Below are 12,473 nucleotides of genomic sequence, written 5' to 3' on the forward strand. Positions count from 1 at the left end.
AAGAGGTTGAGCCTAGCTCGCCTCTTTTATGATATAATCAAAAAAGAAAAGGAGAGTAGTATGTATCAAGTTGGAAATTTTGTTGAGATGAAAAAACCACACGCTTGTACAATCAAGTCAACAGGTAAAAAAGCAAATCGTTGGGAAATTACACGTGTAGGGGCAGATATAAAAATAAAGTGCAGTAATTGTGACCATGTTATCATGATGGGACGCTATGATTTTGATCGAAAAATGAATAAAATTATTGACTGATAACCCTTAGTTAGAGGGTTAGCAAGTTTTCCCTTTTTGTGTTATAATATTATGGATTGAAATGAAAACGGAGAATGAGAAAATATGGCTTTAACAGCAGGTATCGTTGGTTTGCCAAACGTTGGTAAATCAACACTATTTAATGCAATTACAAAAGCAGGAGCAGAGGCAGCAAACTACCCATTTGCGACGATTGATCCAAACGTTGGAATGGTAGAAGTTCCTGATGAACGCCTCCAAAAATTGACGGAAATGATTACTCCTAAAAAGACAGTTCCAACAACATTTGAATTTACAGATATCGCAGGGATTGTAAAAGGAGCTTCAAAAGGAGAAGGGCTAGGGAATAAATTCTTGGCCAATATCCGTGAAGTTGATGCCATAGTTCACGTGGTTCGTGCCTTTGATGATGAAAATGTCATGCGCGAGCAAGGACGTGAAGATGCCTTTGTGGATCCACTTGCAGATATTGACACCATTAACCTAGAATTGATTCTTGCTGACTTAGAGTCAGTTAATAAGCGTTATGCGCGTGTAGAAAAGATGGCACGTACGCAAAAAGATAAAGAATCTGTGGAAGAATTCAATGTTCTTCAAAAGATTAAACCAGTCCTTGAAGATGGGAAATCAGCTCGAACTATTGAATTTACAGATGAGGAACAAAAGGTTGTAAAAGGTCTCTTCCTTTTGACGACTAAACCAGTGCTCTATGTTGCCAATGTGGATGAGGATGTTGTTTCAGAACCTGACTCTATCGACTATGTTAAACAAATTCGTGAATTCGCAGCGACAGAAAATGCTGAAGTAGTCGTTATTTCTGCGCGTGCTGAGGAAGAAATTTCTGAGTTAGACGATGAAGACAAGCAAGAGTTTCTTGAAGCACTTGGTTTGACAGAATCAGGCGTTGACAAGTTGACTCGTGCAGCTTACCACTTGCTTGGACTGGGAACTTACTTCACAGCTGGTGAAAAAGAAGTTCGCGCTTGGACCTTCAAACGTGGTATGAAGGCTCCTCAAGCAGCTGGTATTATCCACTCAGACTTTGAAAAAGGCTTTATCCGTGCAGTAACCATGTCATATGAGGATCTAGTGAAATATGGATCGGAAAAGGCAGTAAAAGAAGCTGGACGCTTGCGTGAAGAAGGAAAAGAATATATCGTTCAAGATGGCGATATTATGGAATTCCGCTTTAATGTCTAAAAAAATTAATGAATAGTGTCAATTAGGTTGGAAAAAAATTCCAACCCTTTTGGCTTTTGAAAGGAAAAATAAATGACCAAATTACTTGTAGGATTAGGAAATCCAGGGGATAAATATTTTGAGACCAAACACAATGTTGGTTTTATGCTGATTGACCAATTAGCTAAAAAACAAAATGTCACTTTTACACACGATAAGATATTTCAAGCTGACTTAGCATCTTTTTTTCTTAATGGCGAAAAAATTTATCTGGTCAAACCAACGACGTTTATGAATGAAAGTGGAAAAGCAGTTCATGCTTTATTGACTTACTATGGTTTGGATATTGAAGATTTACTCATCATTTACGATGATCTTGACATGGAAGTTGGAAAGATTCGTTTAAGAGCAAAGGGCTCCGCAGGTGGTCACAATGGCATTAAGTCTATTATTCAACATATAGGGACTCAGGTCTTTAATCGTGTTAAGATTGGAATCGGAAGACCTAAAAATGGTATGTCAGTTGTTCACCATGTTTTGAGTAAGTTTGACAAGGATGATTATATCGGTATTTTACAGTCTATTGACAAGGTTGACGAAGCTGTAAATGATTATTTGCAAGAGAAAAACTTTGAGAAAACAATGCAGAGGTATAACGGATAAATGGTGACCTTATTAGATTTATTCTCAGAAAATAATCAGATTAAAAAATGGCATCAAAGTTTAACAGATAAGAAAAGACAACTAATACTTGGCTTATCAACGTCTACTAAGGCTCTTGCAATTGCAAGCAGTTTAGAAAAAGAAGATAAGATTGTGTTATTGACGTCAACTTATGGAGAAGCAGAAGGACTTGTTAGTGATCTTATCTCTATCTTGGGTGAGGAACTTGTCTATCCATTTTTGGTAGATGACTCCCCCATGGTCGAGTTCTTGATGTCTTCACAAGAAAAAATCATTTCACGGGTCGAAGCCTTGCGTTTTTTGACTGATCCGTCTAAGAAAGGGATTTTGGTTTGTAATATCGCAGCAAGTCGATTGCTTTTACCGTCTCCAAATGTATTCAAAGATAGTATTGTAACAATCTCAGTTGGTGAAGAATATGACCAACATGCGCTTATCCATCAGTTAAAGGAAATTGGCTATCGAAAAGTTACACAAGTACAAACTCAAGGCGAATTTAGTCTGCGAGGAGATATTTTAGATATTTTTGAAATATCCCAGTTAGAACCTTGCCGAATAGAGTTTTTTGGTGATGAAATTGATGGTATCAGGTCATTTGAAGTCGAAACACAATTATCGAAAGAAAATCAGACAGAACTCACTATCTTTCCAGCTAGTGATATGCTTTTGAGAGAAAAGGATTATCAACGAGGTCAGTCAGCTTTAGAAAAACAAATTTCAAAAACGTTATCACCTATTTTAAAATCATACTTAGAAGAAATTATTTCAAGTTTTCATCAAAAACAAATTCATTTAGATTCTAGGAAGTTTTTATCTTTGTGCTATGAAAATATATGGACTGTCTTTGATTATATTGAAAAAGACATACCAATATTCTTTGATGATTATCAGAAATTGATGAATCAGTATGAAGTCTTTGAAAGAGAATTAGCGCAATACTTTACAGAAGAATTACAGAACAGTAAAGCATTTTCTGAGATGCAGTATTTTGCTGATATAGAGCAAATCTATAAAAAACAGAGTCCGGTTACCTTTTTCTCTAATCTGCAAAAGGGGTTAGGAAATCTCAAGTTTGACCAAATTTATCAATTTAATCAATATCCTATGCAGGAGTTTTTCAATCAATTTTCTTTTCTAAAAGAAGAAATTGAGCGATACAAAAAAATGAATTATACTATTATCCTGCAGTCTAGCAATTCAATGGGAAGTAAAACATTGGAGGATGTTTTAGAGGAATACCAGATTAAATTGGATTCCAGAGATAAGTCAAGTGTTTGTAAAGAATCTGTAAACTTAATCGAGGGTAATCTCAGACATGGTTTTCATTTTGTAGATGAAAAGGTTTTATTGATAACTGAATATGAGATTTTTCAAAAGAAATTGAAACGTCGTTTTCGAAGACAACACGTTTCAAACGCAGAGAGATTAAAAGATTACAATGAACTTGAAAAAGGAGATTACGTTGTTCACCATATCCATGGAATTGGTCAATATCTAGGGATTGAAACAATTGAAATCAAGGGGATTCACCGTGATTATGTTAGTGTTCAATACCAAAACGGCGATCAAATCTCTATCCCAGTGGAACAGATTCATCTACTTTCCAAATACGTTTCAAGTGACGGTAAAGCACCTAAACTCAATAAATTAAATGACGGTCATTTCAAAAAAGCCAAGCAAAAAGTTAAGAACCAGGTAGAGGATATAGCTGATGATTTAATTAAACTTTATTCTGAGCGCAGTCAGTTGAAGGGTTTTGCTTTCTCAGCTGATGATGAGGATCAACATGCTTTTGATGATGCCTTCCCTTATGTTGAAACGGATGATCAACTTCGTAGTGTTGAGGAAATCAAGAGAGATATGCAGGCTTCTCAACCAATGGATCGACTTTTAGTTGGGGATGTTGGTTTTGGAAAGACTGAAGTTGCTATGCGTGCAGCCTTTAAGGCAGTCAATGATCACAAACAGGTTGTCGTTCTAGTTCCGACGACGGTTTTAGCGCAACAGCACTATACGAATTTTAAGGAACGATTCCAAAATTTTGCAGTTAATATTGATGTGTTGAGTCGCTTTAGAAGTAAAAAAGAGCAGACTGAAACACTTGAAAAATTGAAAAAGGGTCAAGTTGATATTTTAATTGGAACACATCGTGTTTTGTCAAAAGATGTTGTATTTGCTGATTTGGGCTTGATGATTATTGATGAGGAACAGCGATTTGGTGTCAAGCATAAGGAAACCTTGAAAGAACTGAAAAAACAAGTAGATGTCCTGACCTTGACAGCAACGCCAATTCCTCGTACCCTTCATATGTCTATGCTGGGAATCAGAGATTTGTCTGTTATTGAAACTCCTCCAACAAATCGCTATCCTGTTCAAACCTATGTTTTGGAAAAGAATGATAGTGTCATTCGTGATGCGGTCTTGCGTGAAATGGAGCGTGGAGGTCAAGTTTACTATCTTTACAACAAAGTTGACACGATTGACCAGAAGGTTTCAGAATTACAGGAGTTGATTCCAGAGGCTTCGATTGGTTATGTTCATGGGCAAATGAGTGAGATTCAGTTAGAAAATACTCTACTGGATTTCATTGAAGGTCAGTATGATATTTTGGTGACAACTACCATTATTGAGACAGGGGTGGACATTCCAAATGCCAATACTTTATTTATTGAAAATGCGGACCATATGGGCTTGTCAACTTTGTATCAGTTAAGAGGAAGAGTCGGTCGTAGTAATCGTATTGCTTATGCCTATCTCATGTATCGTCCAGAAAAATCAATCAGTGAAGTCTCCGAGAAGAGATTAGAAGCGATTAAAGGATTTACAGAATTGGGCTCTGGATTTAAGATTGCAATGCGAGATCTTTCGATTCGCGGAGCAGGAAATCTTTTAGGAAAATCCCAGTCTGGTTTCATTGATTCTGTTGGTTTTGAATTGTATTCGCAGTTACTAGAGGAAGCTATTGCTAAACGACATGGTAATGGGAACACAAGAACCAAAGGGAATTCTGAGTTGATTTTGCAAATTGATGCCTATCTTCCTGATACTTATATTTCAGACCAACGACATAAGGTTGAAATTTATAAAAAAATTCGTCAAATTGACAACCGTGTCAATTATGAGGAGTTACAAGAAGAGCTGATGGACCGTTTTGGAGAATACCCAGATGTTGTTGCCTATCTTTTAGAGATTGGTTTAGTCAAGTCATATTTGGACAAGGTCTTTGTAGAACGTGTGGAAAGAAAAGAAAATAAGATTACAGTTCAATTTGAAAAAATTACTCAGCGGCTGTTCTTGGTTCAAGATTATTTTAAAGCTTTATCCGCAACGAACTTAAAAGCAGCTATAGCTGAGAATAAGGGATTAATGGAAGTTGTATTTGATGTTCGAAACAAGAAGGACTATGAAATTTTAGAAGGTCTGCTCATTTTTGGAGAAAGTTTATTAGAGATAAAAGTGTCGAAAGGAGGCAATTCCCTTTAACATTTTTCTTCTATAAAGTAGATAAAAATGATACAATAATAATTTGAGGTAATAAAAATGAGATTAGACAAATATTTAAAAGTATCACGAATTATCAAGCGTCGTACAGTCGCAAAAGAAGTAGCAGATAAAGGCAGAATCAAGGTAAATGGAATCTTGGCCAAAAGTTCAACGGATTTGAAAGTTAATGACCAAGTTGAAATTCGCTTTGGCAATAAGTTGCTACTTGTAAAAGTACTGGAGATGAAAGATAGTACAAAAAAAGAAGATGCAGCAGGCATGTATGAAATTATCAGTGAAACACGGGTAGAAGAAAATGTCTAAAAATATCGTACAATTGAATAATTCTTTTATTCAAAATGAACATCAACGTCGTCGCTATCTGATGAAGGAACGACAAAAACGTAATCGTTTCATGGGCTGGGTTCTTATTTTGATGATTTTATTGTTCATTTTACCAACTTATAATCTTGCTCAAAGTTATCACCAATTACTCCAAAGACGTCAACAGTTATCAGACTTGCAAACTCAGTATCAAACCTTGAGTGAGGAAAAGGAGAAAGAGACAGCTTTTGCTACAAAGTTGAAAGATGAAGATTACGCTGCTAAATACATGCGTGCAAAATATTATTATTCTAAGAATAGGGAAGCTGTTTATACGATTCCTGACTTGCTTCCAAGGTGATGAAATGGAAAATTTATTAGACGTAATTGAGCAATTTTTGAATCTATCGGATGAAAAACTAGAAGAGTTATCTGATAAAAATCAAATATTGCGTTTACAAGAAGAAAAGGAAAGGAAGAATGCGTAAATTCTTAATTATTTTGTTGCTACCGAGTTTTTTGACTATTTCAAAAGTCGTTAGCACAGAAAAAGAAGTCGTCTATACTTCGAAAGAAATTTATTACCTTTCACAATCTGACTTTGGTATTTATTTTAGAGAAAAATTAAGTTCTCCCATGGTTTATGGAGAGGTTCCTGTTTATGCGAATGAAGATTTAGTAGTGGAATCTGGAAAATTGACTCCAAAAACAAGTTTTCAAATAACCGAGTGGCGTTTAAATAAACAAGGAATTCCAGTATTTAAGTTATCCAACCATCAATTTATTGCTGCAGACAAACGATTTTTATATGATCAGTCAGAGGTAACTCCAACAATAAAAAAAGTATGGATAGAATCTGATTTTAAACTGTACAATAGTCCTTATGATTTAAAAGAAGTGAAATCATCCTTATCAGCTTATTCGCAAGTTTCAACTGACAAGACCATGTTTGTAGAAGGGAAAGAATTTCTACATATTGATCAAGTTGGATGGGTAGATAAGGAATTAACTTCTGAAGAAGATAATCGGATGAGTAAAGTTCAAGAAATATTATCTGAAAAATATCAGAAAGATTCTTTCTCTATTTATGTTAAGCAACTGACTACTGGAAAAGAAGCTGGTATCAATCAAGATGAAAAAATGTATGCAGCTAGTGTTTTAAAACTACCTTATCTCTACTATACACAAGAAAAAATAAATGAGGGGATTTATCAGTTAGATACGACTGTAAAATACGTATCTGCAGTCAATGATTTTCCAGGTTCTTATAAACCAGAGGGAAGTGGTAGCCTCCCTAAAAAAGAGGATAATAAAGAATATTCTCTAAAAGATTTAATTATGAAAGTATCAAAAGAATCTGATAATGTAGCTCATAACATATTGGGATATTACATTTCAAACCAATCTGATGCCACATTCAAATCCAAGATGTCTGCTATTATGGGAGATGATTGGGATTCAAAAGAAAAATTGATTTCTTCTAAAATGGCTGGGAAGGTTATGGAAGCTATTTATGTTCAAGATGGATTTGTGCTAGAGTCTTTGACTAAAACAGATTTTGATAATGAGCGAATTGCCAAAGGTGTTTCTGTGAAGGTAGCTCATAAAATTGGGGATGCGGACGAATTTGAGCATGATACGGGTGTTGTCTATGCAGATTCTCCATTTGTGCTTTCTATTTTTACGAAGAATTCTGATTATGATATGATTTCTAAGATAGCCAAAGATGTTTATGAGGTTCTAAAATGAGGGAACAAGATTTTTTAAATCATTTTCTCAAGAGAGGATATTTTAAAAAACATACTAAGGTGGTGTTAGCTCTTTCTGGTGGATTAGATTCTATGTTTCTATTTAAGGTGTTATCTACGTATAAAAAAGAGTTAGAAATTGAATTGATTCTATCCCATGTGAATCATAAGCAGAGAGTAGAATCAGATTGGGAAGAACAGGAATTAAGGAAGTTAGCTGCTGAAGCAGAACTTCCTATTTATATCAGCAATTTTTCAGGAGAATTTTCAGAAGCGCGGGCTCGACATTTTCGTTATGATTTTTTTCAAGAGGTAATGAAAAAGACTGGTGCGACAGCCTTGGTAACTGCCCACCATGCTGATGACCAGGTGGAAACGATCTTAATGCGTTTGATTCGAGGCACTCGTTTGCGCTATCTATCAGGAATTAAGGAGAAGCAAGTAGTCGGAGAGATAGAAATGATTCGGCCCTTCTTGAATTTTCAAAAAAAAGACTTCCCATCAATTTTTCATTTTGAAGATATATCAAATAAAGAAAATTATTATTTTCGAAATCGTATTCGAAACTTTTATTTACCAGAATTAGAAAAAGAAAATCCTCGATTTAGAGATGCAATCTTAAGCCTCGGAAATGAAATTTTAGATTATGACTTAGCTATAGCTGAATTATCTAAGAATATTGATCTAGAAAATTTAGAGCAGCTATTCTCTTACTCTGAGTCGACACAAAGAGTTTTACTTCAAACTTATCTGAATCGTTTTCCAGATTTGAATCTTACAAAAGCTCAGTTTGAAGAAGTTCGGCAAATTTTAAAAACTAAAAGCCAGTATCGTCATCCGCTTAAAAATGGTTATGAATTAGTAAAAGAGTATCAACAGTTTCGGATTTGTAAAATCAGTCCTCAGTCTGATGAAAAGGAAGATGAACTTGTGTTACACTATCAAAATCAGGTATCTTACCAAGGTTATTTATTTTCCTTTGGACTTCCTTTAGAAGGTGAATTAATTCAGCAGGTACCTGTTTCACGGGAAACATCAATACACATTCGTCATCGAAAAACAGGAGATGTTTTGATTCAAAATGGGCATAGAAAAAAACTCAGACGTCTATTTATTGATTTGAAAATCCCTATGGAAAAGCGAAAATCAGCTCTGATTATTGAGCAATTTGGTGAAATTGTCTCAATTTTAGGAATTGCGACCAGTAATTTGAGTAAAAACACGAAAAATGATATAATGAACACTGTACTTTATATAGAAAAAATAGATAGGTAAAAAAATGTTAGAAAACGATATTAAAAAAATCCTTGTTTCACACGATGAAATTACAGAAGCTGCTAAAAAATTAGGTGCCCAACTAACTAAAGACTATGCAGGAAAAAATCCGATTTTAATTGGGATTTTAAAAGGATCTATCCCTTTTATGGCTGAATTGGTTAAACATATTGATACACATATTGAAATGGACTTCATGATGGTTTCTAGCTATCATGGTGGAACAGCAAGTAGTGGTGTCATCAATATCAAGCAAGATGTGACTCAAGATATCAAAGGACGACATGTTCTATTTGTAGAAGATATCATTGATACAGGTCAAACTTTGAAGAGTTTAAGAGATATGTTTAAAGCAAGAGAGGCTGCTTCTGTTAAAATTGCAACCTTGTTGGATAAACCAGAGGGACGTGTTGTAGAAATTGAGGCAGACTATACCTGCTTTACTATCCCAAATGAGTTTGTAGTAGGTTATGGTTTAGACTACAAAGAAAACTATCGTAACCTTCCTTATGTTGGAGTATTGAAAGAAGAAGTATATTCAAATTAGAAAGAACAATTTTTAATGAAAAAACAAAATAATGGTTTAATTAAAAATCCTTTTCTATGGTTATTACTTATTTTTTTCCTAGTTACAAGTTACCAGTATTTTAGTACAGGTAGTGTTGCAGGGAAAAGTGAGCAAATTAATTATACAGAATTGGTAAAAGAAATTACCGATGACAATGTAAAAGAATTGACTTACCAACCAAATGGCAGTGTTATCGAAGTTTCAGGTGTTTATAAAAATCCTAAAACAAGTAAAGAAGAAACAGGTATCCAGTTCTTTTCTCCTTCTGCTACAACAGTAGAGAAATTTTCAAGTATTATTCTTCCTTCAGATACTACAGTATCAGAATTGCAAAAACTTGCTTCTGACCATAAGGCGGAAGTAACTGTTAAGCATGAAAGTTCAAGTGGTATGTGGATTAATATTCTTGTATCCATTGTGCCATTCGGTATTCTATTCTTCTTCCTATTCTCTATGATGGGAAATATGGGAGGAAATAATAGCCGTAACCCAATGAGTTTTGGACGTAGTAAGGCTAAAGCCGCAAATAAAGAAGATATTAAAGTAAGATTTTCAGATGTTGCTGGAGCTGAGGAAGAAAAACAAGAACTAGTTGAAGTTGTTGAATTTTTAAAAGATCCAAAACGATTTACAAAACTTGGAGCCCGTATTCCAGCAGGTGTTCTTTTGGAGGGACCTCCAGGAACAGGTAAAACTTTGCTTGCTAAAGCAGTCGCCGGAGAAGCAGGTGTTCCATTCTTTAGTATCTCAGGTTCTGACTTTGTAGAAATGTTTGTCGGAGTTGGAGCTAGTCGTGTTCGTTCTCTTTTTGAAGATGCCAAAAAAGCAGCACCAGCTATCATCTTTATCGATGAAATTGATGCTGTTGGACGTCAACGTGGAGTTGGTCTTGGCGGAGGAAATGACGAACGTGAACAAACCTTGAACCAACTCTTGATTGAGATGGATGGTTTTGAGGGAAATGAAGGGATTATCGTCATTGCTGCGACAAACCGTTCAGATGTACTTGACCCTGCCCTTCTGCGCCCAGGACGTTTTGATAGAAAAGTCTTGGTTGGTCGCCCTGATGTTAAAGGTCGTGAAGCAATCTTGAAAGTTCATGCTAAGAACAAGCCTTTAGCAGAAGATGTTGATTTGAAATTAGTGGCTCAACAAACTCCAGGTTTTGTTGGTGCTGATTTAGAGAATGTCTTGAATGAAGCAGCTTTAGTTGCTGCCCGTCGCAACAAGTCAGTTATTGATACTTCAGATATTGATGAAGCAGAAGATAGAGTTATTGCGGGACCTTCTAAGAAAGATAAGACAGTGTCACAAAAAGAACGTGAATTAGTTGCCTACCATGAGGCAGGACATACCATTGTTGGTCTAGTCTTGTCGAATGCCCGTGTTGTTCATAAAGTTACCATCGTACCACGTGGACGTGCAGGTGGTTATATGATTGCACTTCCTAAAGAAGACCAAATGCTTCTTTCTAAAGAAGATATGAAAGAGCAATTGGCTGGCTTGATGGGTGGACGTGTAGCTGAAGAAATTATCTTTAATGTCCAAACTACAGGAGCTTCAAATGACTTTGAACAAGCTACACAGATGGCGCGTGCAATGGTTACAGAGTACGGTATGAGTGAAAAACTTGGTCCAGTACAATATGAAGGAAACCATGCTATGTTTGGTGTACAGAGTCCTCAAAAATCAATTTCAGAACAAACAGCTTATGAAATTGACGAAGAAGTTCGTTCATTATTAAATGAAGCACGAAATAAAGCTGCTGAAATCATCCAATCAAATCGTGAAACTCACAAGTTGATTGCAGAAGCATTACTGAAATACGAAACATTGGATAGTACACAAATTAAATCTCTTTACGAAACAGGAAAGATGCCTGAAACTGTAGAAGATGAATCACATGCATTATCTTATGATGAAGTGAAGTCAAAAATGAATGACGAATTATAACCCTGAGAGAGGCATGTCCTCTCTTTTTTGTGCAGTTGAGACGGTGTAGGGAACAGAATGGGGGAAATAACCGAATTAGCTTCTTTATTTGTTAAACTGTATCTAGAAAGGGGAACATAATGCTTAAAGAATTATATGAAGAAGTCCAGGGAATTGTATATAAGTGTAGAAATGAATATTACCTTCATTTATGGGAGTTATCTGATTGGGAGCAAGAGGGTATGATTTGCTTACATGAATTGATTAGTAGAGAAGAAGGAATAATAGAAGATATTCCTCGTTTAAGGAAATATTTTAAGACTAAGTTCCGGAATCGAATTCTAGACTATATCCGTAAGCAAGAAAGTCAAAAACGAAGATATGATAAAGAACCCTATGAAGAAGTAGGTGAGCTTAGTCATCGTATAAGTGAGGGAGGTCTGTGGCTAGATGATTATTATCTCTTTCATGAAACACTAAGAAATTATAGAAGCAAACAAAGTAAAGACAAACAAGAAGAGTTAGAACGCATCTTAAGAAATGAACGATTCCGAGGGCGTCAAAGAGTGTTAAGAGACTTACGTATTGTGTTTAAAGAGTTTGACATCCGTACTCAATAGGAAGTCATACAAAAAAACATAAAAAGTTAAAAAAAGGTGTTGACAAAGTTAGAAAAGTCGGTATAATAGTAAGAGTTGAAAATAACAGCTCTGGTCCGTTGGTCAAGGGGTTAAGACACCGCCTTTTCACGGCGGTAACACGGGTTCGAATCCCGTACGGACTATGGTATGTTGCGGTTGGAAGCACTTGATGAAAAAAGTTTAAAAAAGTTTCAAAAAAGTGTTGACAAGAAAAAGCGACTGTGATATACTAATATAGTTGTCACTTGAGAGAAGTGAGTGACAAAGACCTTTGAAAACTGAACAAGACGAACCAATGTGCAGGGCACTACAACTAAGGTTGTAGTACTGAACAATGAAAAAACAATAAATCTGTCAGTGACAGAAATGAGTGAGAACTCAAAC

12 protein-coding genes and 1 tRNA gene are annotated in these 12,473 nt (G+C 35.5%); all 13 read left to right on the forward strand.

Annotated elements, in window-relative coordinates:
• Nucleotides 1-60: 60 nt before the first annotated feature.
• Complete coding sequence (locus tag FBF73_RS01420; RefSeq protein ID WP_000285185.1) at nucleotides 61-255, forward strand: DUF951 domain-containing protein; 195 nt, start codon at nucleotides 61-63, stop codon at nucleotides 253-255.
• Between the two features lie 84 nt (nucleotides 256-339).
• The gene (gene ychF / locus FBF73_RS01425; protein WP_136936753.1) at nucleotides 340-1,455 is read left to right on the forward strand and encodes a redox-regulated ATPase YchF; all 1,116 of its coding nucleotides are present in this window, start codon (nucleotides 340-342) and stop codon (nucleotides 1,453-1,455) included.
• A 72-nt stretch (nucleotides 1,456-1,527) separates the two neighbouring features.
• Complete coding sequence (gene pth / locus FBF73_RS01430) at nucleotides 1,528-2,097, forward strand: aminoacyl-tRNA hydrolase (protein ID WP_136936754.1); 570 nt, start codon at nucleotides 1,528-1,530, stop codon at nucleotides 2,095-2,097.
• Complete coding sequence (mfd, locus tag FBF73_RS01435; protein ID WP_136936755.1) at nucleotides 2,098-5,601, forward strand: transcription-repair coupling factor; 3,504 nt, start codon at nucleotides 2,098-2,100, stop codon at nucleotides 5,599-5,601.
• A gap of 57 nt (nucleotides 5,602-5,658) precedes the next feature.
• On the forward strand, nucleotides 5,659-5,925 hold the full coding sequence (locus FBF73_RS01440) for an RNA-binding S4 domain-containing protein (protein WP_001234978.1): 267 nt from the start codon (nucleotides 5,659-5,661) through the stop codon (nucleotides 5,923-5,925).
• The gene (locus tag FBF73_RS01445) at nucleotides 5,918-6,286 is read left to right on the forward strand and encodes a septum formation initiator family protein (protein WP_000041905.1); all 369 of its coding nucleotides are present in this window, start codon (nucleotides 5,918-5,920) and stop codon (nucleotides 6,284-6,286) included. The genes FBF73_RS01440 and FBF73_RS01445 overlap by 8 nt, the downstream gene beginning before the upstream one ends.
• Nucleotides 6,287-6,290: 4 nt before the next feature.
• The gene (locus tag FBF73_RS10195; protein WP_276605821.1) at nucleotides 6,291-6,413 is read left to right on the forward strand and encodes an SP_0009 family protein; all 123 of its coding nucleotides are present in this window, start codon (nucleotides 6,291-6,293) and stop codon (nucleotides 6,411-6,413) included.
• Entirely contained in the window at nucleotides 6,406-7,674 is a 1,269-nt protein-coding gene (locus FBF73_RS01450; RefSeq protein WP_136936756.1) for a serine hydrolase, read from the forward strand. The genes FBF73_RS10195 and FBF73_RS01450 overlap by 8 nt, the downstream gene beginning before the upstream one ends.
• Nucleotides 7,671-8,948, forward strand: a complete 1,278-nt coding sequence (gene tilS / locus FBF73_RS01455) for a tRNA lysidine(34) synthetase TilS (RefSeq protein WP_136936757.1) — start codon at nucleotides 7,671-7,673, stop codon at nucleotides 8,946-8,948. Before FBF73_RS01450 ends, tilS begins: the two co-directional genes overlap by 4 nt.
• A 4-nt stretch (nucleotides 8,949-8,952) precedes the next feature.
• Nucleotides 8,953-9,495 carry a hypoxanthine phosphoribosyltransferase gene (hpt, locus tag FBF73_RS01460; RefSeq protein ID WP_049535534.1) on the forward strand — a complete coding sequence of 181 codons (543 nt, stop codon included), beginning with the start codon at nucleotides 8,953-8,955 and terminating at the stop codon, nucleotides 9,493-9,495.
• Nucleotides 9,496-9,510: 15 nt separating this feature from the next.
• Nucleotides 9,511-11,469: an ATP-dependent zinc metalloprotease FtsH gene (gene ftsH, locus FBF73_RS01465; RefSeq protein WP_136936758.1), complete on the forward strand. Its 1,959-nt coding sequence runs from the start codon at nucleotides 9,511-9,513 to the stop codon at nucleotides 11,467-11,469.
• Between the two features lie 119 nt (nucleotides 11,470-11,588).
• On the forward strand, nucleotides 11,589-12,068 hold the full coding sequence (locus FBF73_RS01470; protein ID WP_136936759.1) for a sigma-70 family RNA polymerase sigma factor: 480 nt from the start codon (nucleotides 11,589-11,591) through the stop codon (nucleotides 12,066-12,068).
• 92 nt (nucleotides 12,069-12,160) lie between these two features.
• Nucleotides 12,161-12,232 (forward strand) — tRNA-Glu (locus FBF73_RS01475).
• The last annotated feature ends 241 nt before the right edge of the window (nucleotides 12,233-12,473 follow it).

The sequence above is a fragment of the Streptococcus mitis genome (assembly GCF_005144795.1).
GTDB classification, from domain to species: domain Bacteria; phylum Bacillota; class Bacilli; order Lactobacillales; family Streptococcaceae; genus Streptococcus; species Streptococcus mitis_BB.